This is a genomic window from Chitinophaga sp. ARDCPP14 (assembly GCF_051362515.1).
Taxonomy (GTDB): Bacteria; Bacteroidota; Bacteroidia; order Chitinophagales; family Chitinophagaceae; genus Chitinophaga.
The window spans coordinates 140,127-164,947 of record NZ_JBKIXB010000013.1 but is presented as its reverse complement, the minus strand read 5'-3'; the positions used below and the strand labels follow the sequence as shown (position 1 = coordinate 164,947).

19 protein-coding genes are annotated in these 24,821 nt (G+C 48.2%); 8 read left to right on the top strand and 11 right to left on the bottom strand.

Features of this window, described 5'->3' with window-relative positions:
- Positions 1 to 281 precede the first annotated feature (281 nt).
- From ACLHR0_RS27825 to ACLHR0_RS27790, 8 genes are all read right to left on the bottom strand, one after another.
- Positions 282 to 1,874, bottom strand: coding sequence for a RagB/SusD family nutrient uptake outer membrane protein (locus tag ACLHR0_RS27825; protein ID WP_436491039.1), 1,593 nt, complete (start codon positions 1,872 to 1,874; stop codon positions 282 to 284).
- Between the two features lie 24 nt (positions 1,875 to 1,898).
- Positions 1,899 to 5,114, bottom strand: coding sequence for a SusC/RagA family TonB-linked outer membrane protein (locus ACLHR0_RS27820; RefSeq protein WP_436491037.1), 3,216 nt, complete (start codon positions 5,112 to 5,114; stop codon positions 1,899 to 1,901).
- 36 nt (positions 5,115 to 5,150) lie between these two features.
- Positions 5,151 to 6,098: a FecR family protein gene (locus ACLHR0_RS27815; protein WP_436491035.1), complete on the bottom strand. Its 948-nt coding sequence runs from the start codon at positions 6,096 to 6,098 to the stop codon at positions 5,151 to 5,153.
- Positions 6,099 to 6,188: 90 nt separating this feature from the next.
- The gene (locus ACLHR0_RS27810) at positions 6,189 to 6,743 is read right to left on the bottom strand and encodes an RNA polymerase sigma factor (protein WP_370910981.1); all 555 of its coding nucleotides are present in this window, start codon (positions 6,741 to 6,743) and stop codon (positions 6,189 to 6,191) included.
- A 177-nt stretch (positions 6,744 to 6,920) separates the two neighbouring features.
- On the bottom strand, positions 6,921 to 7,772 hold the full coding sequence (locus ACLHR0_RS27805; RefSeq protein WP_436491032.1) for a DUF4249 domain-containing protein: 852 nt from the start codon (positions 7,770 to 7,772) through the stop codon (positions 6,921 to 6,923).
- Positions 7,773 to 7,782: 10 nt separating this feature from the next.
- Positions 7,783 to 10,425 (bottom strand): carboxypeptidase-like regulatory domain-containing protein, encoded by a 2,643-nt coding sequence (locus tag ACLHR0_RS27800; RefSeq protein ID WP_436491030.1) that lies wholly within the window; start codon positions 10,423 to 10,425, stop codon positions 7,783 to 7,785.
- Positions 10,426 to 10,475: 50 nt separating this feature from the next.
- Complete coding sequence (locus ACLHR0_RS27795) at positions 10,476 to 11,453, bottom strand: FecR domain-containing protein (RefSeq protein WP_436491028.1); 978 nt, start codon at positions 11,451 to 11,453, stop codon at positions 10,476 to 10,478.
- 98 nt (positions 11,454 to 11,551) lie between these two features.
- Positions 11,552 to 12,082, bottom strand: a complete 531-nt coding sequence (locus ACLHR0_RS27790) for an RNA polymerase sigma-70 factor (protein ID WP_370910985.1) — start codon at positions 12,080 to 12,082, stop codon at positions 11,552 to 11,554.
- Between the two features lie 85 nt (positions 12,083 to 12,167).
- Between ACLHR0_RS27790 and ACLHR0_RS27785 the strand changes: the two genes are divergently transcribed.
- Positions 12,168 to 13,226, top strand: coding sequence for a quinone-dependent dihydroorotate dehydrogenase (locus tag ACLHR0_RS27785; protein ID WP_436491025.1), 1,059 nt, complete (start codon positions 12,168 to 12,170; stop codon positions 13,224 to 13,226).
- Here the strand turns inward: ACLHR0_RS27785 and ACLHR0_RS27780 are convergent.
- From ACLHR0_RS27780 to dnaB, 3 genes are all read right to left on the bottom strand, one after another.
- Positions 13,203 to 13,907, bottom strand: a complete 705-nt coding sequence (locus tag ACLHR0_RS27780; protein ID WP_436491024.1) for a 16S rRNA (uracil(1498)-N(3))-methyltransferase — start codon at positions 13,905 to 13,907, stop codon at positions 13,203 to 13,205. The genes ACLHR0_RS27785 and ACLHR0_RS27780 overlap by 24 nt on opposite strands.
- 53 nt (positions 13,908 to 13,960) lie before the next feature.
- Complete coding sequence (locus tag ACLHR0_RS27775) at positions 13,961 to 15,319, bottom strand: MATE family efflux transporter (protein ID WP_436491023.1); 1,359 nt, start codon at positions 15,317 to 15,319, stop codon at positions 13,961 to 13,963.
- 267 nt (positions 15,320 to 15,586) lie between these two features.
- A complete protein-coding gene (gene dnaB / locus ACLHR0_RS27770; RefSeq protein WP_429044472.1) occupies positions 15,587 to 17,155 on the bottom strand; it encodes a replicative DNA helicase in 1,569 nt (522 codons plus the stop codon).
- 472 nt (positions 17,156 to 17,627) lie between these two features.
- On the opposite strand from dnaB, the gene pheT reads away from it, so the two are divergent.
- From pheT to ACLHR0_RS27735, 7 genes are all read left to right on the top strand, one after another.
- Positions 17,628 to 20,057, top strand: coding sequence for a phenylalanine--tRNA ligase subunit beta (gene pheT, locus ACLHR0_RS27765; RefSeq protein ID WP_436491021.1), 2,430 nt, complete (start codon positions 17,628 to 17,630; stop codon positions 20,055 to 20,057).
- 9 nt (positions 20,058 to 20,066) lie between these two features.
- Positions 20,067 to 20,375: a hypothetical protein gene (locus tag ACLHR0_RS27760; RefSeq protein ID WP_079469556.1), complete on the top strand. Its 309-nt coding sequence runs from the start codon at positions 20,067 to 20,069 to the stop codon at positions 20,373 to 20,375.
- Positions 20,376 to 20,392: 17 nt separating this feature from the next.
- Positions 20,393 to 20,686 (top strand): cell division protein ZapA, encoded by a 294-nt coding sequence (locus ACLHR0_RS27755; protein ID WP_142683921.1) that lies wholly within the window; start codon positions 20,393 to 20,395, stop codon positions 20,684 to 20,686.
- Positions 20,687 to 20,857: 171 nt separating this feature from the next.
- Entirely contained in the window at positions 20,858 to 22,423 is a 1,566-nt protein-coding gene (rny, locus tag ACLHR0_RS27750; RefSeq protein ID WP_370910991.1) for a ribonuclease Y, read from the top strand.
- Between the two features lie 126 nt (positions 22,424 to 22,549).
- On the top strand, positions 22,550 to 23,161 hold the full coding sequence (locus tag ACLHR0_RS27745; protein WP_429044463.1) for a 3-keto-disaccharide hydrolase: 612 nt from the start codon (positions 22,550 to 22,552) through the stop codon (positions 23,159 to 23,161).
- Positions 23,162 to 23,173: 12 nt separating this feature from the next.
- The gene (locus ACLHR0_RS27740; RefSeq protein ID WP_436491018.1) at positions 23,174 to 23,962 is read left to right on the top strand and encodes an SDR family oxidoreductase; all 789 of its coding nucleotides are present in this window, start codon (positions 23,174 to 23,176) and stop codon (positions 23,960 to 23,962) included.
- A gap of 23 nt (positions 23,963 to 23,985) precedes the next feature.
- On the top strand, positions 23,986 to 24,807 hold the full coding sequence (locus ACLHR0_RS27735) for a purine-nucleoside phosphorylase (protein WP_436491016.1): 822 nt from the start codon (positions 23,986 to 23,988) through the stop codon (positions 24,805 to 24,807).
- Positions 24,808 to 24,821 lie beyond the last annotated feature (14 nt).

Sequence of the window (24,821 nt, the reverse complement as noted above, 5' to 3'; positions counted from 1 at the left end):
AGCAGGAAATCGGGGAGTAATGATCGGATCAGGAAAACGACTTACGCAAAAGGGAAAAGATCGCCTTCGGCGATGCGGATTTTGTCTTGGCTCAGGATTACGCTGATTTTACTGATTAGCTGGATTTTTACTTTTGGATTTTTTTGGATTTTTAGATAATAATTAAGGGAGATAAAAGCGATATCCGCTTCTATCTCCCTTAATCCTTTATAAAATCAAAAAAGTAAAAATCCAGCTAATCAGTAAAATCAGCGTAATCCTGAGCCAAGACAAAATCCGCGCTAGTAGCCGGGATTCTGCACCAGCTTTGGATTCAGCGTGATTTCATCTACAGGTATGGGGTAAATGCGGTGCTGGGTATTTACATCTGATTTAAAACCCCAGGTGCCTTCAAATACGCCAAAACGGATCATATCATTCCTGCGCCATGCTTCCCAGGCTAATTCCCGCGCGCGTTCTTCCAGCAAACCGCTGAGGTTGATACCGCTTACCGATGGGGCATGCGCCCGGGTGCGGATTTTGTTCACCAATACATCTGCATCCTGTAATTCGCCTTTCACTGCTGTGGGAGCAGCACCCCTCAGGATGGCTTCCGCCTTCATAAGCATCACATCTGCCAGCCTGAAAACGGGCACATCATTATTGGAGTTACGTTCTGAAGGTTCAGTATTTTTATCAGGGTAATACTTAATGGAACGCACACCGGCCGCTTTTGCCAGTTCATCATTCCCGATATCCATGGTAGTATCTACACGTAAGGTCATTGTTTTAGAGAACGTAAGCTGCCATTTGATTTCCTTCTTAGGTTCCGAGCCGGCATACTTATCATCTAATCCTTTGTTGGTGGTGGTAATCAGGATAGGCGAGCCGTCGGAATTAACCTGCGGTCCTTCCAGCCAGGTATTATTGCGGACATCCCCTGTTAAGTTGAATTTTTCGTAGAAGGAACCGATGGTGCTCATTGCAATACTTGGACGGAAAGGTAATGAGTACTTTGCCACCAGGTTTGGATGTAATCCGAAACGGGAAAACTGGTTGCCTTTGATCACATATCCATCATAAGGAATCGCAAAAATGGTTTCCATAATAGCAGGACCGTTATCAGGCATAAAAATGCTGGCGTAGTTGGCATCCAGCTCATATTTGCCGTTGGTCAGGATACTATCAGCCATTACTACCACGTCGTTATACCTGGGCTTCCCGGTGTATACCATTGAATTCAGGTACATTTTTTCCAGCAGTGTAAAGGCAAACCATACAGTAGGCTTCGAATAGGTAATTTGCCCACGTTCCCTTCTCAGCAATGGTAACACTTCTTTCAGTTCCTTTTCTATGAAATTAAATACCTCTTCGCGTGATGATTGTTCTGGCGGCGTTGGATTACCAAATGTGGTGATGATGGGTACTTTGCCGTACAGGTCCATCAGGTAAAAGTAATACAGCGCGCGCATCGCCCTGGCCTCCGCCATTGCCTGCGGCTTGGAATCGCTGTCGGGTGCTTTTTCAAAAAGCGCGAGAATACGGTTGCAGGTGTTCACGCCGCCGAAAGCCCAGCTCCACACATTTTTCACGGTGGTGTGATCCTTCGTCCAGGAATGCCTGTGCAACTGCGCGTACACGCCTCCATCCACGTAGTTACCACCGCGGGCTGGGATAATGGCTTCATCGGTAGAGAGTTCCTGCATCCGCCAGTAGTCAACGGCGTAGCCTCCGCTCAGTTGTGTATAAATGGGGCCGGATGCGGCAATAAAGCCATCGGGTGTGGTTGGAAAATTTTCCTTTACATATTCAGATTCCACATTTACATCCAGCTTCGTACATGCTGAAAGTAAAGTAAAACTGATTGCTAGTCCTGTGATAAAAATATTTTTCATGTCGCTATTTTTAACCGTCAGTTTTTAGAATGTTGCGTTTAAGCCAAAGAGGAAAGAACGTGTCTTTGGATAAAAATTGCTGTTGTCAATTCCCGGTGTAAGTCCGCCCATATTGATTTCCGGATCAATACCTGAATAATCGGTAATGATAAACAGGTTATTACCGGAAACGTATAAACGCAGTTTCCTGATATACTTATTCTGCATAGGAACCGTGTAGCCAATAGTAGCATTATCGAGCCGGAGATAAGCGCCATTTTCCAGGTAGCGGGAAGAGATGTAAGGTGCATTTACATCGCTGGGCGACTCTTGTTTGGAATACTGCGGGATATTGATAATACCCGCTTCATAAGGTGCATTCAGGTTAGCCAGGGTAGCGTTCAGTATCTTGTTTCCGGATACGCCGCGCAGAAAAATATTGGCATCAAAATTACGCCAGGTAAAGCTGTTGCTCCAGCCATAGGTAAAGGCCGGCTGTGCGTCTCCGGTATAAACCCGGTCGGTGGAAGTAGGGCCGGTAACCAGGTTGCCTTTGGCGTCGCGGAATTGTGAAAGACCGGCAGCGTTTTTATCCACGTATTGCCAGAGGTAGAACGAACCCAGTGCATATCCGCCTTCCACGCGCTGTGATTTATTGCCTGATTGTCCCCTGCCGCCAAGTTCTGCGGTTTCAATATATTTCACAGAAAAAATATCATTGGAGAGGGAGAGTACCCGGTTCTTATTGTGTGCAATATTGGCGGAGGTAGTCCAGTTGAAATGAGCCGTTTTCACAGGTACCGCATTCACCTGGAATTCAACACCCTTATTGCTCATAGAGCCTACGTTCGCCAGCATGGTAGATACAAAATACTGTGTGGCGGGTACATTGTAGGAGTAGATCAAATCAGTGGTACGTTTATCATAGTAATCCACTGCGAAGCCGAGGCGTCCTCTCAGCGTGGTGAAATCCACGCCTATATTAGCCATGCCGGTGCGTTCCCATCTGAGGTTGGGGTTATCGTTCTGTACGGGTCCGATAGCGTTGATCAGCCTGCCGTTGTTATAAAATTTACCGGTGATATCATACCGGAGCGTGGCGATCAACGGATCGAAGCCCAGCGAGTTACCGGTAACACCATAGCCTGCACGCAGTTTAAGATCTTCTATCCAGGATACGCCGGAGAGGAAGCTTTCCTTATTGATTTTCCAGGCGGCGGATACGGCCGGGAAATAACCCCAGCGGTTGTTTGCGCCGAAGGCAGAAGAACCGTCCCTTCTTACAGAGGCCATCAGCAGGTACTTTCCGTCAAACTGGTAATTGGCTCTTGCATAAAAGGAGATGAAGCGCAGGGTTTGAATGCGGGTGGCACCAAAATTAGGCTGGAAGGCGCCATCGGGACTTCCCAGGCCCAGGTTATCGCCTTGGGTGGCGTCTGATACAAAACCCTGGTTGGAGGTCTGGAATCCGTCGCCGCGGCGGTCTTCCTGCCAGGAGTAGCCGGCCAGCAAACGCAGGTCGTGTTTACCAAAAAGCACGTCGTAATTGAAATAGGTTTCCAGTACTTTCCGTGTATTCGTATAGGCGCTGCGGGTAGCTCTTCCGTTAACGCCCTGTGCCAGGCCGGAAGCGCGGTTGTTATAAATGTCCCGGTTGATCTGCTCATCCTGCATAGATACATTCAGCGTATAACGCAAACCCGGCAAAAGATTGAGCTCCGCACGGGCATTCCCCAACATGATCTTGTTTTTGGTGCGGTCGCTGTTGTTATTAAGGAGTGATAAGGGATTCAGGTAGTTGCGTGTACGGGAGAAATCTTCTTTATAAGTACCATCCGGGTTAAAGATATTCACGGTAGGCATATAGTTCAGCATGTTCATAAACACCAGTTCCGGGATCTGGTTTTGTGTGCTTACGCTGTTACTGATCGACAGGTTCAGTTTCAACAGGTCGTTGAACGCGCGTTGTTCCAGGTTTGCTCTTACGTTTAGCCGTTCCAGTGATGATTTTTGCATGATACCATTATTCTGCAGGTAGTTCACGCTTCCGTCGAATACGGTTTTCTCATTGCCGCCGCCAAAGGAAATGTTATGGCTGTGCGACAGGCCATTGCGGGTTACGAGTTTCTGCCAGTCGTTATCAGCGTTATCATCATAAGCCGGTGTAATACTTTTACCGTTGTCTTCCAGGTATTTCGTGAGGTCGGCGCTGGACATCATATCGATGGAATTGGAGATGCGCTCGCTGGCTACGTAGGCATTGTAGCTGATCCAGCTTTGACCGGGTTTTGCGCGGCGGGTGGTGATCATAATCACCCCGTTGGCTGCGCGTGCACCATAAATAGCAGTAGATGCCGCATCTTTCAATACATCCATTGATACGATATCTGACGGAGATACCAGCTGGATATTAGCGCCGGGTACACCATCAATAACATAGAAAGGCTGTTGTGCTTCACCATCGCGGAAAGTGGACGGGCCGCGGAGGATCACTGCGGGTGTAGCGTTTGGATCACCGCTGCGGGTAATATTCAGGCCGGGTACTTTTCCCTGTAACAGCTGTTCCGGGGAACTGAATACACCGGTATTAAAGTTTTCAGCGCCTACATGGGATACGGCGCCGGTAAGATCGCCTTTGGTGGTTGATCCGTAACCTACTACTACCACGCTGCTTAACAGGCTGGCATCGGTCTTCAGTTTAATCGCCAACCGTTGCTGCCCGTTTAACACCAGGCGGGTGGATTTATATCCCAGGGAAGTAAATAACAGGGTATCGCCGGCGTTATCAGCCTGCAAGGAAAAAGCACCGTTAGCATCCGTGATGCTGCCTTGTGTATTTCCTTTTACCAGTACGCTGACGCCGGGTAAACCCACGCCGGTTTCTTCGTCGGTGACTTTACCGGTGACCGTTGTTTTGTTCTTTTCTTTTTTAATGATGTATACGCCTTCTGTAGCGGAGAAGTGGAACCCGCTTCCTTTCAGTAAAACGCGTAATACTTCTTCTATGGGCTGTGAACGGAAGTCCTGTGTTTTCACCGTCAGGTTCTTCAATAAAGCTGCATCGTATACAATGTCAGCGCCGCTTTGTTTTTGCAGCATTTTCAGTGCGTCGGCAAGCGGGCCTGCGGTAATATGCAGTTCCTGCACGACGGTTGTTTTTTGCTGGGACATGACGCTGCCGCATAGCGACAGCATAAGCGCTACAAGAAATATCTGTTTCACAGAGCTCCTTGTACGCAAGTGGGTACTACGTACATTCATAACCGGTGTTTTAGTTTCAGTTCAGGGAATAAATATTTATTGATATATGTTGTAATTTCCTGCGCCGGCAGGTATTATTTTCAGCTGATGATCCGTAAGATCTTCCAGTACATTTATGATCTGCGTAATTGTTAAGTGCATGTTGAGCGATCCGCTGATTTGCCTGCCGGGCGCGCTCTTAACGTGGAACTTCACCGGGTAATAATTCTCCAGTAACATCAATGCATCCATAACGGGCATATTATCGAACACTATTTTATCCTGCTTCCAGCCATTTATATCTGGTGAGGATACAGACAACCGGGAAGAAGTATAATTATTTCTGTTAACCTGCAGTAGTTGATTGGCTGTTAAGATATCCATTACCTGGCCGCCTTTGTTAACGCTCACTTTCCCGGTATTCACCCCTATTTCCAGCAGCTGCCGGGGATAGGCCCTGATGTGAAACGAAGTGCCCAGCACCTGCACCTGCAGGCTGTCGGTGATTACGCTGAAAGGTTGTCCCGGAGCCTGGGCTATATCAAAAAAGGCTTCCCCTGATACCAGTTGTACCTGCCTGCTATCCGTAAAATGGTCCGGGTATTTCAGTACGCTATTGGCGCCCAGCCAGATCCGGCTGCTGTCGGGCAATAACAGCACTTTCTTTTCACCGATGGCCGTACGCAGTTCCAGCCAGGCGATCTTTTGGGACGACCGGTAACTCATCATCCACCAGCTGCCTATGCCCACCATCAGCAATACCGCCGCCGCTGCGGCCAGTTTCTTCCAGACAGGATATATGGCAGCCGGCTCGCCGGTACGTTGCTTTATGACCTTTAAAATGCTGCGGCGCAGCCGTTCCCGGCTACGGGCATCCTGTTCCGTTCCCGGACCGGCGTCTTCTGCCAGTGCATCCAGCCAGTGGGTAAGCAATTGCTCCTCCTCTGGAGTGGCTTTGCCTTCCAGGTATTTACCGATGAGTGCATTTATTTTTGATCGGATCAAGGTGTGGTGTTTATGACTAAGTTGCACAAACCACCCTTTTTAACTATCCGGAATCCCGGCTTAACGTTAAGGTAACATGGAGAGGGAAAATCAGAGGAACATTAACAGGCGGTTCAGCAATGGGCGGGCTTTCTTGTAGGCGTTTCCGAGCTGGTTACGTACCGTTTGCTCGGCCGTGCCATGCATCATGGCTATTTCGCGGATGCTCAGCTCATCGAAGTGGTACCATTCAAATACCTGCCTTTCTTTTTCCGGTAAATGCTGGAGGTCTTGCTGGAGCTGGTTCAGAATATCTTTATGGATCAGGGAGTTAAGGGTAAGTTCGGACCGCAGCTCACTATGGGTAATAAATTTTTCGAGGTGCTTTTCTTTTAATCCGTCGTCGCGGAACTTACGCAGGATTTGCTTCCTTACCGCGCTAAACAGGTAGTAACGGATATGAGTATGCAGCTCCAGCTGCTGCCGGCGCTCCCATATACTGGCAAACAAATCCTGTATGATATCCCGTGCATCTTCTTCACTACCCGTAACCTTTGCTGCGTAGGCATACAGCTCTTCCCAGTATGTATTGAAAATCAACTCAAAAAGCTTAAAGTCACCAGCACGTAACCGGTGAATAAGATCAATGGGGAATTGTTCAGGCATATAAATATATATATCCTAAAAATAGAGCAGGTTTTTAAGATAAAAAACGGGATAACAAAAATATAGCGAAGTATTAATATAGCGCCGTAAAACGGCTTAAAGCATGCCCGTTTCTTTAAATGGCAGCGTCTTCACTGTGATATTATCTTATTTAGCTATGTTATATCACCGCGGGGATCACTGTATTTTAAAGGTCATCTTCCTGGTATTGATGCCGCCAACAATGCCATAGCCATTGGTTACATTGGTAAATACCCTTACATGAGACCCCAGGGATATCCCTGCATCTTTTTGGGCGGCGAGAGTATTGAAGTACTGGTAGGTAGTATGGGTCAGCGCACTTACCTCTACAGTCATTTCACCTGCATTCATGATGGGATCTGCTGTTTGTAAAACGAAGTTCACGGGTTTACCATTAAAGCGCTCATCATTCATGATCAGGCTGTTATAATTATCCTGGGAAAAATAGTCAACCAGGTTATTATTAAAGGCAGGGTCCAGCCTGAAAAGCAGGAAGGCGCCCTTTCCGGTGGAGGCATCGGTCATATAAATGCGGATCCGGTAATAATCCGCGGAGGCTGGCTGGTCTTTCAATGTGAACTGCACCCGGCTGCTGCTGCGCTGCGCGGTGGCATTGTATGCCACCGGGGCCTGCGGGAGTGTATCCGTAGCCGTTACCGCCTGTAACCCCGCCGCTGCCACGGCCACTTTGTATCGTTGTCCGAGCACCGCTTTCTGGCCAGACACATAGTAGGAAAGTCCTTTTATCGTTTGTACCTGCAACGGCATCACGGATGATTCATTTGTGGTAAGCGTTACGGTGGCGCCGGGAATATCCTTATACACGCCATCGTTATACACGTTGGAGGGCACGCTGCGCGTTACCCGGATATAAACCACACTATCCGGTTGTATCAGCGTGTTCACCACTATTTTATCGCCTTCATAAGGCAACTTAATTTCTTCCCGCTTTTCACATGCGCTCAATAGCATGGATAACCCGATCGTACCTACGAAAAAATATTTCATACTCATCTCTTTAAAACTTAACCGAATAAGTAATACTGGGTAATATAGGCAGGATGCTTACCCTGGACAGGTACCGCTTTTGCGCTGCCGCATCTTCACTGATATAATAGAAGTAAGGATTCTTCTGGTTATAGGCGTTAAACACACTCAGGTTCCAGCTCCGGATCCAGTACTTTTTTTGCTTACTCCAGGTAACACCCACATCGAGCCGGTGAACAGCCGCGCCCCGGTAATTGTTCCGGTTGTCGAAACGATCAATACTGCTATTACCGGTACCCGGCTCCCAGGGAGAGGAGCCCTCCGTTCCGGCATACGTGGATACCGGCAAAGTAAACGGCGTTCCACTGTTAAAATGCCAGGAGGCAGAAAGCTCCCATTGTTTTCCCAGTTGCTGTACCAGCACCAGTTCAATATCATGCCGGCGATCATATTTATAGGGATAGATATGCCCGTTATTCACGCCGGGAAACCGGCGGGTAGACCAGGCCAATGTATATGCCAGCCATCCCGTAGTGCTTCCTTTTTTCTTCTGCAACATTAATTCCGTACCATAGCTCCAGCCTTTACCCACGGTTACATTTTCATCCCACCGGGTAGCGGCAGTAGTAATGATACCGTTGGTTTCCCGAGTTTCAATCATGTTGTGCATGGATTTGAAATAACCCTCCAGTGAAAATTCATACTTCAGGTTAGCGGAAGTTTTAGCTACGCCGGCAGCCAATTGCCGCGAAAACATAGGCGCTACATGTTGCGTGGATGGCACCCATATGTCTGTAGGCAAGGTAGTTCCATCGCCGGACAACAGGTGGATATACTGGTTCATATGCGTAAACGCCGCTTTTACCGCCCAGTTGCGGGGCAGCACGTAACGCAATCCCAGCCTGGGTTGCAGGGAGTAATAAAAACGGCCTTCCACCAAAAACGCAGATGCGTGCAAGCCTATGCTGGCAAAAAAATCAGGCCGGATCTGCCAGTCATCTTCCGCATACAACGACAATTCATAGCCCGTTACTTTCAACGATGCATCCGCCGTATCCAATGGTATCACCTGGCTGTCCCTGTCTTCGAAACTGGAGTTGCCGGGTTTAAATTTATGTATGGTAGTGATGGCGCCAAATCGAATAGAATGGCGGGGATCCGGGCGGTAGTCAAAATCTATCCTGCCACCGTTATTCTCCATCCTCGAGTTGTATTTCCCGTATACATCCGCCTTTTCACCGGAAGCGGCCAACATATACCTATGCTCAATTTCTGTAAAAAATTCGTATTGCGAATAGTTCAGGGTTACATTGGAAAACAGCTTGGGATTATAGATATGGTTCCAGCGTATGGCGCCAATGGTATTACCCCATCCAAGCCGGAACCGGATGCTTTCAGCAATGTACTTCGACGGACTGCTGAGGCGGGACGTATCAGGCACCGTCTGTTTCAGCAACAGGTTATCTTCTCCCTTATAAAAACTAAAAAATAGCCGGTCTTTGGATGAAAAAATATGATTCACTTTTGCATTCACATCAAAAAAGAATGCCTTAAAATCTCCATCGGGGCCCAGTGTATTATCTGATTTGAAAGCTGCATTGAGCAGCAGATCCGGGTAAGAACGGCGGGCGGAAAACATGAAGGATGTTTTGTCTTTTACGATGGGTCCCTCGATATTAAATTTAGCCGCAATGAACCCGATGGACGCATCTCCATGAAAATTCTTCATATCCCCTTCTTTCATCGAAATATCCACCACAGAAGATATCCTGCCGCCGAAGCGTGCCGGGAAAGCGCCTTTATACAGGTCGGTTGTTTTTACCACGTTGGCATTCAGCATAGAGTATACGCCGAAGAAATGGGAGAAATTAAATACCGGCGTGCCGTCTATCAGCACGAGATTCTGATCAGGGCCACCGCCTCTTACATATAAGCCGCCGGCGCCGTCGGTACCACCGCTTACGCCCGGAAGCGATTGCAGGGCGCGCATTACATCCACTTCACCGAGTAACCGCGGCATTGCCTGCAAATCAGACGTACTAAGATGCACCCTGCTCATCTGCGTTTGCTCCTGGAGCTTACTGCCCTCCTTTGCGCTGATCACCACCTCTTTTAAGCTGCCCAGGGGTTGCAGGTGGATGTTGATCAGCTGGTCGCCCTTAGCTTTTACCTTTTGCAGATAAGGCTTGTAGCCAATGTAAGAAATCAGCAGGCTGTTGGTGTCTTTCACCGTAGTTAAACTATAAAAACCATACTGATTGGCAGTAGTGCCCTGTTTGAGCGCAGGTGAATAAACAGTGGCTCCAATCAGGTTTTCACCACTGACCGCATCTTTGATATAACCACTGATGGTGCGGCTGCTGCGTTGCGCGGGCGATAGCACGATCTGATCGCCTACACGGGTGAAACGGATATCATCGGGAGAAAATAATTCGTCCAGTAATTTTTTAAGACGTTGCTGATGGGCGGTTAACGTAACCTTCCGGGACAAGTTGACAAGTTCCCTGCTATATGAAAAATGAATACCATATTCTTTTTCCAGTAATCCACATACTGCCTCCAGGGGCAGATCCTTTGCTACTATTGTTACTCTTGTTTGCCAGTCCCACCCGAAAACCTGTAAGGGGAAACTACATATTAATATTCCCGTCAGCAGTTTTAAGGCTAACGACATAGTATATCTGAATTGAAAGTGTGACTACAGCTTTAGTTGACGGCTAAAACCTATTTTAATTTGTATTGACGGTCGTTTACTTTTTCGTATGATGCGTTCAGCATAAGTGCCAGCGATTTCATCACCTCTTCTGTTGATTCATCTGTAAAGCTGGCCCGTACCGGCAGTTTCAGCAGGTCGGTGTCCATTACTTCTATTTTAACATCATACACCTCTGTGATCGTATGCAGTACTTCTTCAAGCGGGGTATTGTTGAACGACAACGACCGTTTACCCATATCAGTTACATGGGAAGCGATCCGGAAAGCGGGCTTGTCGTTATCCTTTTGTAATAACATACCATCGGTGAGCACTACGCTGTCTTTTTTATCATGATTAATCACCATTACCTTACCGTTGCTCACATGTACTTTCAGCGTGGCTTCGCCGGGTTGATAATTGATCATAAACCGGGTACCCAGCACTTTTACTTCGTTATGCCCAAGTATGATCACAAAAGGGTTTTCCGCACTGCCATTTATATCAAAACTGGCCTTACCGCTGAAGGTTACTTTCCGGTTGCGGTCATTAAAGCCCCTGGCCACTTCCATTTTTGCACCTGCTGATAATTCAATCTTACTTCCGTCGCTGAGCACCGCGCTTACCGGGCCGGAATATACCTGGTCCGGCTGATTACGGGTGAGAAACCACAACCCGGCGCCCAATGCAACCAGCAGTACAGCGGCAATTTTCAGCCAGGTAAAGCGGGGTTTGGACCTGATGGCAATCAATGCCGGCTTATCATCCATTTTTTCCTGGATTTGCGCCCAGGCGCTACCGGTATCTGCCGCCACTGTTTTTTCGTTGGCCGCAGCAGTATCCAGTACTTTCCCCAGCGATACCAGCAGGGCCATATTACCGGGGTCCGTTTCCCTCCATGCTTCTACCCACGCACGCTCTTCCTCATCCGCTTCATTCAGCAGATACTTGCAGAGCAAGGTATACAGCGCCTCATCGGGCAGTGCCTCGTTAGGAAAAGATGGTGTCATCAGTTGTTGTAAGTTTTTACAGTCGTCGCCCTTCGGGCGGTAATATATTAAGAAGACGCACGCGAAATACAGATGCCCCTATGCGCCCGGAAATATTTTTAGAACAGGAATCCTGTCAGTAACGGCAGGTACTCCTTCAACTCCTGGTGGAGGATCTTCAGGGCCTTGCCCATCTGATTTTCCACCGTTTTTACGGAAATATTCATCGCTTCCGCTATTTCTGCATATTTCATATGCTGCTGGCGGCTGAGGATAAACACTTCGCGGCAGCGCTCCGGCAACTTTTCCAAGGCCACCCGGTACAACCGCTCCAGCTCCTTCACTTCTTCCCCCGCGCCAACCGTTGTTTCTGTTATTTTCCCATACCCATTCTCCTTTTCCGAGCGCACAACATCCTTTCGCCACTGGCTGATGGCGGTATTACGGATGGCAGAAAACAAATATGCTTTTACCGGGCCTGTAATAGTGATAGTGTCCCTTTTTTCCCACAACCGCAGGAATACCTGTTGTACTATTTCCTCCGCTACATGGGTATCCCCGGTATAGTGAGTGGCAAAGGCCAGGCAATGAGCATGGTTTTCCTTAAATAATGCTTCAAATGTTTGGAGCTCCAGCATGATGAAGGGCAAATATAGGAAGGATTTTCACTTACGCGAATTTTGTCTTACCCCAAACTACACAAAATTCGCCCCCTGTCTTGCTCCCAATCGCGTAATGCTTATCTTTGTTCCCGCAATGTACAATCTGATTAAAAATTTCCTTTTCCGCTATCCGCCGGAAAGTATTCACCACAGCGTTATGCGTGGTATGAAAACAATTTATTCGCTGCCACTTGGCAAGAATATCCTGAACGCCTTTTGCGGAGTAAAAACCCCGGGCCTGGAACGCGAAATATTCGGACTTACCTTTTCTAATCCCGTGGGCTTAGCGGCAGGTTTCGATAAAGATGCAAAGTACATTGATGAATTGGCCTGCCTGGGTTTTGGTTTTGTGGAGATAGGTACCGTAACGCCGCTCCCACAGCCGGGTAATGAACTCCCGCGGTTATTCCGCCTGCCGGAAGATAAAGCCCTCATTAACCGCATGGGCTTTAATAACGAAGGAGCTGTGGCTGCCGCAAAAAGACTGCAACGCAAAAGATCCAATATTATAGTAGGTGGGAACATCGGGAAAAATAAAGTGACCCCGAATGAAGAAGCTGTCAGCGATTATGAAAAGTGTTTTCATGCGCTGTATGATGTGGTAGACTATTTCGTGGTAAATGTAAGCTCTCCCAACACACCAAACCTCCGTGCCTTGCAGGAGAAAGAGCCGTTGAAACAACTGCTGCATCACCTGCAGGTATTGAATGCACAGAAAGTAAAACCGAAACCTATCTTACTTAAGATAGCACCCGACCTCACTACCGAGCAACTGGATGACATTATTGAAATAATAAAAGAAACAAAACTCGCCGGCATTGTAGCCACCAATACTACTATCAGCCGGGCAGGATTAAAAACACCGGCAGCGGAAGTAAATGATATCGGCGCCGGTGGACTCAGCGGTTTACCTGTAAAAAAGAAAGCCACAGAAGTAATCCGCTATATCCACACGCATAGCCAGGGCAGGATTCCCATTATCGCTGTGGGCGGTATTTTCACCGCGGAAGATGCGCAGGAAAAACTGGATGCCGGCGCATCGCTGGTGCAGGTGTATACCGGGTTCATTTATGAGGGCCCAACGATCGTGAAAAAGATCTGTGCGGGCTTACGCCCAACTGGCATTCATTAGTGTTACCGCCACCATACCGGCCGTTTCCGTACGCAGGCGGGTATCTCCCAGCGATACGGGTATATAGCCTTCGTCCAGCGCCAGCTTTATTTCTTCCGGTGTAAAATCACCTTCAGGGCCTATCAGTATAATGGTATCCTTTGCAGGCTGCATCACTTGCTGCAACGGGGTTTTCTGCTCCGGCAAACAATGCGCAATCAGCCGCTGCGGATCTTTATTATTTTTCACCAGCTTTTCAAAAGCCTGTGGTTCCTGCAATTCCGGTAAGTAAAACTGCTGCGATTGCAGCATAGCCGACACCAGGATATTCTGCAATCTCTCCGCCTTCATCTTTTCTTTCTCCGTACGCTGGCTTACCAGCGGGATAATCGTTTGAATGCCTATCTCTGTGGCTTTTTCCAGGAACCATTCTATCCGGGAGGCATTTTTTGTAAAGGAGATAGCGATCCGCAATGCCCGCGCAGGCGCCGGCATCGTTTCAGAAGAAACAATCTTTACTACACATTTCTTGCGGTTATCATCGGTGATCACCGCGGTAATTTTGTGCCCGCGTCCATCTGCCAGCAACACCTCATCGCCCTTTTCATGCCGAAGCACCTGGATACAATATTTGGAAGTATCCTCATTCATGGTATACACTGCGGCATCCTGCTGTATTTCCGGCGCGTAAAAAACTGACATATATTTTTGATTATCCTGATGTGCGAAGATAGTATACGGAGATGATATGGGTTTTATCCGGCAGATGATATCCGTAGTTTCCTGGTTTTAACCTGGAAACGCACAAACAACAGCACAGAAGCCACTAGTAAGCCCAGCAGCAACGCCCACCACACGCCTTCCACGCCATAATCCAATTTGATACCCAACAGGTAACCCAAAGGAATCCCCAGCACCCAGTAAGCCAGCAATGTTATCACGGTAGGAATACGCACGTCGCCGAGGCCGCGCAAAATACCAAGTCCCACCACCTGCATACCATCAAACAACTGGAAGAAAGCCGCAATGATCAGCAGGTGGGAAGCTATCTGGATTACCTGCGGGTCCTGGATATAAAATGACGGCAACAGCTGATTACCCAGCGTAAACAACAGGGCAGCGGCTCCCATCAGCAGCAGCACCATATGATAACTGGCGATGGCGGATAAACGCAGCGCCCCGAAATCTTTCTTCCCAAAATTATTCCCGCTTTTGATACCCGCTGCCGCAGAGATACCGCTGGCCATCATGTAGGTCATGGCAGCAAGACTCAACGCTATCTGGTGCGCCGCCAGTTCTGCCGCTCCCATCCAGCCTACCATCACAGCCGCGCCACTGAAGGCGCTTACTTCAAACAGGTATTGCAGCGCCACCGGCGTACCGATGCCCAGGATCTTTTTAATGGCGGCTGCCTTCAGGTTCTTAAACCCGAACGATTGCAGGTATGGTTTGAAGCGGGGCGCACGCAGCACATAAAACGCCATCGTAATTCCCATAATAAGGCGGTCGGTAAAAGTGGCTATCCCCACGCCGATCACACCCATCCTGGGCAATCCGAACAGGCCGTACACCAACGTAATCCCTATCAGGATATTCAGCACATTCCCGATGATACTGATATTCATAGCCTGGCGGGTAAACCCAAGCCCTTCGGCAAACTGCTTGAAGGAAAGGAACAGCATCAGCGGAATAAAGGAAAATCCCAGGAAACGCAGAAAGGGCCGGGCCTGATCTGCCACATCCCCTTCCTGGTGCAGGAAAGATAAATGGGCGCTGCCAAAATAAATAACGGCAGACAGCAACACACCCACCACCATATTGATAATAAGACTATGACTCAGTAAATGCCCGATGGCGCCTTTGTTGCCACGCCCGTTTTCCTGTGCAATCAACGGGGTTAGTCCGTACGACATACCAATACCGGCCACCATAAATACGGAAAACAAACCATTGCCCAGGGATACTGCTGCCAGCGGCACCTTCCCGGTATGACCAATGATAATACTATCTGATAATGCTACTAACGTGTGCCCCAGCTGGGAAATAACTACGGGGTAAGCTAAACTGAAATTGTCTTTGTAATGACCTTTGTACTTTAAATACAGTTGTTTCATTGATTGTTCTGTTATGCGGATTTTGTCTTTACCAGGATTACGCTGATTATACTGATTACCTGGATTTTATTTTTTGGGATTTTTTAAGGATTTGGGTAGATGTAAGCGGAATATATCGCTTGTATCTACCCAAATCCTTAAAAAATCCCAAAAAATAAAATCCAGGTAATCAGTATAATCAGCGTAATCCTGAGTAAGACAACCTCCGCGTATAAAAAAAGCCGGCGATCATTTCGATGCCGGCTTTTAGCAATATCTTTTTATGCGCTAAAATGGTGCATCTTCAAATCCTTCATCGAAGTTCATGTCGTTCATTTTGGACCCCTTCTGTATGTACAGCTTCGCTTCATCGTTGCCGCCGCCACCTTGTTGCGGACGGTTCATGCCTGCGTAGGGATTGCCGCCACCGGGGTTCTCCAGGCTGCCATCATCTTCAAAGCGCTGATATTCCAGTACGGCTCTCAATTTGATGGTATCCAGCTGACCATTACGGTGCTTGGCTATACGAACGTGGGTTTCACCTTTATTGGATTCGCCCATTTCATTGGTGTTGATTTCATAATATTCAGGACGGTACAGGAACATTACCATGTCCGCATCCTGCTCGATGGCTCCGGATTCACGGAGATCACTCAGCTGCGGCATCTTGTTACCGTCTTTACGTTTTTCCACATCACGGCTCAACTGCGAGAGGGCGATTACCGGTACCTGTAGCTCTTTTGCCAGTCCTTTCAGGTCGCGGGAAATTTTACTGATTTCCTGCTCACGGTTGGAACCTTTACCATCGCTGCTGCCGCTCATGAGCTGGAGGTAGTCGATGATGATAACGCCTACGCCGTGGTTATGTACCAGCCTGCGGCATTTGGCGCGCAGTTCAAAGATGTTGAGGGCCGGGGTATCATCAATGAAGATGGGAGCTTTTGCCAGGCGTTCGATACCATGGGTCATCAGCTTCTTCATTTCATATTCTTCCAGCTTACCGCGGGAAATTTTTTCCAGCTTTATTTCTGACTCGGCCGAGAGGATACGTTGTACAATCTGGCCGGACGACATTTCCAAAGAAAATACTGCTGCTCCTTTCGGGAAGCGGGGGTGGAGGGCCGCGTTACGCGCGAGGTTCAGCGCAAAGGCGGTTTTACCCACAGATGGACGGGCAGCGATGATGATCAGATCCGTGGACTGCCAGCCATAGGTTACTTTGTCCAGTGAAGGGAACCCTGACGGTACCCCGGTAATATCATCTCCTTTATTCCGCAGGTCCTCGATGCGTTTCATGGTGTTCACCAGTACGCGGTCGATGGAATCGTAGTTTTTACGGAGGTGATTATTTGTTACTTCAAATAGCTTTGATTCGGCGCTGTCGAGCAGGTCAAACACATCCGCAGTGTCTTCATAAGACTCTGTGAGGATTTCCCCCGAAATGCGGATCAGCTCCCGCTGGATAAATTTCTGGAGGATGATGCGGGCATGCGCTTCGATATTTGCAGAAGACACCACCATGTTGGTGAGCTTCATCACGGTAAATGGTCCGCCGATTTGTTCCAGTGAGCCCATCGATTTCAGCTCTTCTGTTACGGTGAGGATATCCACCGGCATCGACTTACCCGCCAGGCGGGTCATGGCACTAAAAATAATCTGGTGAGCTTCTACATAGAAACACTCCCCTTTCAATATCTCGATAACGGTGTCAAATGCACCTTTTTCCAGCATTACGGCTCCCAAAACAGCTTCTTCCAATTCTTTAGCCTGTGGTGGTATCTTGCCATACACCAAGGATGACACATCAATGGACGGTTTTCTGCGCACATTGCGGTCCTTCTTAAGATTGAGATCCATTTATGGTTAGTGTATTAAAAAAAGTTAATAAAAGGTTACTGTCAATGGGCCTTTCCTGTTGTTTTTACAATCGATATCTGCATTTTCCCGCATTCTATAGGGGTCATAGCTACGTTAAGAAATTGTAAACTTTTTCAAGCCGTACAAACTAAGGTAAAGGCATTTTTCCGATTAATACCCTCTCCTTAGTTATTAAATTTATTAAGCCTCATACACAGGTTATCCACAAGCAAAATGTCAGTTATCCACTGACAGCGCCATGGTTATCCACCAAAACACAGGAAATTCCCTGGCAAAGGTCCGATTATTCACACACATTGTGTAAAAAGATTTTCCACATCCTGCAAAAATACAGCACTGTAGCGGTTTTGGGCTATTTTTAATTTCAAAGAATCAAAGCAGATAAGCCGCAAAGCCCGAAAATCAATTCTAGTTGTTAACTTTACGCCACTTATATAAACCGAGCAGATAAATGACGATTTCATACAACTGGCTATGTGATTATTTACCGGTGAAGCCTACACCGGAGGAACTGTCTACCATTTTAACCAGAATAGGCCTGGAGGTAGAAAGCCTGGAGAAATTTGAAGCAGTAAAGGGAAGTCTGGCTGGATTAGTAATCGGAGAAGTACTGACGGCAGAAAAACACCCCAACGCAGACAAGCTGAAACTCACCACCGTTAACATTGGCAACGGCGAGCCCCTGCACATCGTTTGCGGCGCTCCCAACGTGGCGCCCGGACAAAAAGTAGTAGTGGCGCCCATCGGCACCACCATTTACCCGCTGAGCGGCGAACCGCTGACCATGAAAAAAGCAAAGATCCGTGGAGAAGAAAGCCAGGGAATGATTTGCGCGGAAGACGAAATCGGGCTGGGTAGCAGTCACGACGGCATCCTGGTGCTGGACGCCTCCCTGCAGCCAGGCACTCCTGCCAGTAAAGTCTTTAAACCCGCACAGGATTGCATCTTCGAAATAGGTCTTACCCCCAACCGCATGGACGCCATGAGCCATATTGGTGTGGCCAAAGATGTTTGCGCATTCCTTAATAATTTAGAACATACGCATAAATACCAGGTACAGCTGCCTGAAATAAAGGCCCTGCCCAAAGCAGATGCTCCTTTAGCCATCAGCGTTACCATCGAAAATACAGATGCCTGCCCCCGGTACAGCGGTATTTCAATCACCGGCGTACAGGTGGCGCCATCCCCCGAATGGCTGAAAGCCAGGCTCACCGCCATTGGCGTTCGTCCTATCAATAACATTGTGGATATCACCAATTTCATCCTGCATGAAACCGGTCAGCCACTGCACGCATTTGATGCGGCAGCGGTAAAAGGCAATGCCATCGTGGTGAAGAACCTCCCGCAGGGAACGCCCTTTGTTACATTGGATGAGAAGGAAAGAAAACTGGATGCCACCGACCTGATGATCTGCAACGGCGCCGGCGAAGGCATGTGCATAGCAGGCGTATTCGGCGGATTGCACTCCGGCGTAACCGATACCACCCACAACATTTTCCTGGAAAGCGCCTTTTTCAGCGCCGGTGGCATCCGTACCACGTCGTTCCGTCATGGGTTACGCACCGATGCGGCCACCCGTTTTGAAAAAGGAGTGGATATCTCTAACGTTGTGTTCGCCCTGCAACGCGCCGCAGACCTGATCTGTGAGCTCAGCGGCGGAAAAGCAGCTTCTGAGATCATCGATGTATATCCGGCTGTAAAAGTAAAAACGCAGGTGGAAACTACGTATAGCTATATCCGTAAACTCAGCGGCGGCAACTATCCCGGCGATAAGATCAAAAACATCCTGCGCAGCCTGGGCTTCGATATCCTGTCGGAAACCACCGAAGGCCTCCGGGTAGCCGTGCCCTTTAGCAAACCGGATATCAGCCTGCCGGCCGACCTGGTGGAAGAGGTAATGCGCATCGATGGCCTCGATAATATAGAAATACCGGCTAAAATAGCGATTTCGCCTGCGCTCTCCGCCCAACCGGACGCTGAAAGGGTTAAGGAGAAGATTGCAGACTATCTCGCCGGCAACGGGTTCAACGAAATATTCACGAACTCCATCACTAACAGTAAATACTATACGCCGGAAGTACTGGAGCATGCGGTGAAGATGATGAACAGTCTTACCGTGGAACTGGACATCATGCGCCCGTCCATGCTGGAAACCGGCCTGGAAAGCATTGCTCATAACCTGAACCGCAAAAACGAAGACCTCCTGTTCTTCGAATTTGGTAAAACCTACCAGGTGCTGGAAAAAGGCTATGGCGAAAATAATCACCTGGTATTATATCTCACCGGTAAAAAAACAGCGGAAACCTGGATGCACAAATCCAGCCCGGTAGACTTTTACTTCCTGAAGGGTTTTGTGATCAATATCCTGCAGCAACTGGGTTATAAGCAGTTCACCTGGGTGGAAAGCACCGAAGCGGGCCTGCAGCCATCCTGGGATATCAAGGTAAAAAACCAGGTGGTGGTGACACTGGGAGGCGTTCCCACAGCTAAACTGAAGCAGTTTGATATCCGTCAGCCTGTATGGTTTGCTACCTTCAACTGGGATAAAATACTGGGACTCTTGCAAAAAAGTGATAACTTTTACAAGGAAATTCCGAAATTCCAGGCCGTTAGAAGGGATCTGGCACTGGTGCTCGACAAACAGGTTAAGTTTGCCGCCGTGGAAACAGCCGCACGCAGCGTGAAATCGGGCCTGTTACAACAGGTAAATCTGTTCGATGTATTTGAGAGCGAAAAACTGGGTACTGATAAGAAGTCTTACGCCGTGAGCTTTACCTTCCTGGACGCTCAGAAAACACTGACAGATAAAGAAATTGACAGTGTAATGGACAAACTTATCAAAACGTTTGAAACGCAGTTACAGGCGGAGATAAGAAAATAAGTAAATGAAATGGTGCTCGAGCAATACATTCAACGTGTAGAAGAAAAATTGCACCTGCTGGTAAAAAAGCTCCAGCAGGTGCAGGCTGAGAATGCATTGCTGAAAGAAGAAGTGAGCATACAGCAACGGGAGCTGCAACAGCAGCAACAGGCGGTACAGGGACTGGAGGAAAGACTGCAACTGATGAAAATTGCATCTACCGCCCAGGGAGGTACCACCATAGCAGCAGAAGACGAAGCGTTCAAAAAAGAGATCCGGGGCAAAATCAATGATTACATTAAAGAAATTGACCGTTGTATCGCTTTGCTGAACAGCTGAATTAAAAATCATACATCATGGAGCAACTCATTCCTGTTAATATTATCGTAGCAGACCGCTCTTACCGGATCAAGATAAAACCGGAAGAAGAAGCGGAAGTACGTCGTATTATGAAAGAAGTGAATGAGAAGATCGTCGATTTTAAAACTGCCTATGCAGGGAAAGACCTGCAGGACTATATCGCTATGGCCCTTATCATGTACGCCACGCATCCTGTAACCAGCGGCGGTAAAGCCCAGGCTAGTACTGCGCCTTTTTTGCAGGAGAAGCTGGAAAAGCTGGAGGAAATTATCAACCAGGCATTGGGTTGATCACGTTACCCATTGCTTAACAATGAATTAGCTAATTGGCTAATTATCACGTATCAAACACGCTTTAACTGCTATTTTTTTGTATTTTCGCGGGTCAGTTCTCGCCCCTGTCGTGTTTTAGCAGCGATATGGGTATGAGGATACTACATAAATCAAGTATAAATAATTCATATGGATGTTACACTTATCACGACAATAGCTGCAGTAGTGGCATTGATCATTGGGATTGTGCTAGGTAAGGTGATTTTTGCCAAAAATACGCAGCATAAGATAGACGAAGCTGAACTACAGGCTAAAAAAATCATTGCAGATGCGCAGATCAGTGCAGAAAATCTTAAAAAAGACAGACTGCTGGAAGCCAAAGAAAAATACCTGCAACTAAAAAGCGAATACGAAAAAGACGTATTGCAGCGCAACCAGAAACTGGGAGAATCGGAAAACCGCATCAAACAGAAGGAACAGGCATTAAACCTGAAAAACGAGCAAATCCAGAAGCAATTAAATGAAAATGAGGCGATCAAGGAAACCCTGAACCGCCAGATGGAACTGGTAACCATCAAACGTACCGAACTGGAAAAACACCAGGAAGAGCACATCCGCCGCCTCGAAAAAGTGGCTGGCTTAACCGCAGACGAAGCGAAACACCAGTTGGTAGAGAGTTTGAAAGAAGAAGCCCGCTCACAGGCCCTCTCTCATATCCAGGAAATCATTGAAGACGCTAAATTAAAAGCGAACAAGGAAGCAAAGAAAATCATTATCCAATCCATTCAACGTACTGCCGCAGAGCAAACCATTGAAAATACCATCACGGTATTTACCCTGGAAAGCGATGAAATCAAAGGCCAGATCATTGGCCGTGAAGGTCGTAACATCCGCGCCATTGAAGCGGCGACCGGTGTGGACCTGATTGTAGACGATACCCCTGAAGCCATCGTATTATCTTCCTTCGACCCGTTACGCCGTGAAATTGCCCGTTTATCCCTGCAACGCCTTGTTCAGGACGGACGTATCCACCCTGCACGTATCGAGGAAGTAGTAGAAAAAACCAAGAAACAACTGGAAGAACAGGTAATGGATATCGGTGAAAGAACCGTTATTGAACTGGGTATCCACGGCCTCCATAAAGAACTGGTACGCCTGGTAGGTAAGATGCGTTTCCGCTCTTCCTACGGCCAGAACCTGCTGATGCACTCCAAAGAAACCGCTAACCTTTGTGCGGTAATGGCAGCTGAACTGGGACTGAACCCTAAACTGGCCAAACGCGCCGGCTTACTGCACGATATCGGTAAAGTACCGGATGAAGAAACTGAACTGAGCCACGCCCTGCTCGGCGCCAAGCTCGCTGAAAAATACGGCGAACATGCCGCCGTGGTAAATGCTATCGGCGCCCACCACGATGAAATGGAAATGCAATATGTTATTTCTCCCATCGTTCAGGCCTGTGATGCTATCAGTGGTGCACGCCCCGGCGCACGCCGCGAAATCATGCAGAGCTACCTGCAACGTATTAAAGACCTGGAAAACCTGGCGCTTGCCCACGATGGTGTGGAAAAAGCCTATGCTATCCAGGCTGGCAGGGAACTGCGTATCATCGTAGAAAGTGATAAAGTTTCCGATGGAGACGCAGATCGCTTATCCTTTGAAATTGCCAATAAAATACAAACAGAAATGCAATATCCCGGCCAGATTAAAGTAACGGTAATCCGTGAAAAAAGAGCAGTGAATATAGCAAGATAGTTTTCTGATTTAATAATTCAGGAATTTGAACTTATATTGGAGTCCTCCGGTTTTACCGGGGGACTTTTTTTATAGATCAATGACTGATCTTCATTCACCTGAAAATCACTAAATCTTAGCAGTGTTATGAAAAAAACCTTTTTCAATTGTTTACTGGGAACCGCCCTGTTATTGGGCTCCGGCAGTGCATTCGCACAAAAAGCACAGTCTTTATTCAATGGTAAAAACCTCGATGGCTGGAAAGTATATGGTACAGAGAAGTGGTACGTGGAAAACGGAGAACTGATCTGCGAAAGCGGCCCGGATAAAGAATACGGCTACCTGGCCACCGATGGGCAGTACAAGGACTTTGAGCTGACCGTACAATTCAAACAGGAAGCCAATGGCAACAGCGGCGTGTTCTTCCACTCTTCATTAGATGGCACCAAAATCACCGGCTGGCAGGCAGAAGTAGCGCCGCCAGATATGCATACCGGCGGTATCTACGAATCTTATGGCCGTGGATGGCTCATTCAGCCCGATAAAGAGAAAGAAAAGTTCCTGAAAATGGGCGAATGGAATACCATGAAAGTAAAGGTGCAGGGCGATAATGTAACCACCTGGCTCAATGGTCATGAAATGATCACCCTGAAAGATGACAAGATTGGCGCGGCCAATGGCCAGATAGCCCTCCAAATTCATTCCGGCGGCGGTATCAAGGTAAGATGGAAAAACATCAAACTGGTGCCTTTAAAGTAAATACACCGTTGAATGTACTTTACGGATAAAGTAATATTAATTACAGGCGCCAGCTCGGGTATAGGCCACGAGCTGGCGCTTTTGCTGGCAAAGGAAAAAGCCCGGCTGATACTCGCAGCAAGGAATCAGCCCGCCCTGGAAGCAGTACGCAACCAATGCCTGCTGTACACACCCCATTGCGAAATATTGCTGATGGACGTAACCGATGAAGTCCAGGTAAATGAAGGCGCCCAACGCGCCCTTCAGTTTTTTGGGAAGATAGATATCCTTGTGAATAATGCCGGCGTTACGCAACGGTCCAAACTGATAGATACCTCCATAGCGGCTATCCGCCAACTGATGGAAGTGAATTTCTTTGGCGCGGTGATGCTCACCAAAGCCCTGCTGCCACATTTCAAAGAACAGGGCAGCGGCCAGATCGTGGTGATCAGCAGCATGGCCGGCCTTATGGGCTATCCCTGGCGCTCCGGCTATAACGCCGCCAAACACGCCCTGCAGGGATACTTCGAAACACTGCAAACCGAACAACCCATCCCCCGGTTATATACCACCATTGTTTGCCCGGGCCGCATACACACGCCCATTACCTATTCCGCCATCACTGCCAACGGCGAGCCTTACGGGAAAATGGACCCCGGCCAGGCGAATGGCATACCGGTTGACCGCTGCGCGCAGCAGATCCTCAGGGCCATGCATAAACGAAAAAAAATAGTGCTCATCGCCCGGGAAGAAAAGCTCCTGCTATGGATTAAAAGATATTTTCCACCACTGTTTTACGTGATTGCGCGCAAAGGGAATTAATTTGCAGCAAATTCAACAAACGTATGGACCTGTTACTGCAACAAATAGCTGCGGCTACCACCTATCTGCAATCCTTTTCCTTTGAACAGCCGCGTGTAGGCGTAGTATTGGGCACAGGCCTCGGGGAACTGGTAAATCATATTAAAATAGCCCATTCCATTCCCTACCAGCAAATCCCTCATTTCCCTGAATCTACCGTAGAATCACATAAAGGCCACCTGATCCTCGGGCATATCGGCGATACACCGGTGATCGCCATGCAGGGCCGCTTTCATTACTATGAAGGCTATACGATGCAACAGATCACGTTCCCCATCAGGGTGATGAAAGCGCTGGGCATCCAGCAGCTGCTGCTCAGCAATGCCGCCGGTGGCATGAATCCGGATTTTAAGAAAGGCGACCTCGTATTGCTGGATGATCATATCAATATGCAACCAGAAAACCCGCTGCGGGGGCTCAACTCACCGGCATACGGTCCACGCTTCCCGGATATGAGCTGCCCGTACCACCCGGAACTGGGCAACAAATTACAGGCGGCTGCCGCCTCACTGGGCACCACGTTAAAAAAGGGTATATACGTATCCGTTATGGGTCCCAATCTTGAAACACGGGCGGAATACCGCTTCCTCCGCATGATAGGCGCAGACCTGGTGGGAATGAGCACCGTGCCGGAAGTAATTGTGGCCAATCAGCTGCAATTGCCTTGTGCTGCGGTTTCCGTGGTAACGGATGAATGCGACCCGGATAACCTGCACGCCGTTTCCATAGAAGAAATTATTGCCGTAGCGGGTAAGGCGGATAAATTGCTGAGCGGACTTTTTGCGGGGGTGATTGCGGGATTGTAGCGTAGGTTGTCTTT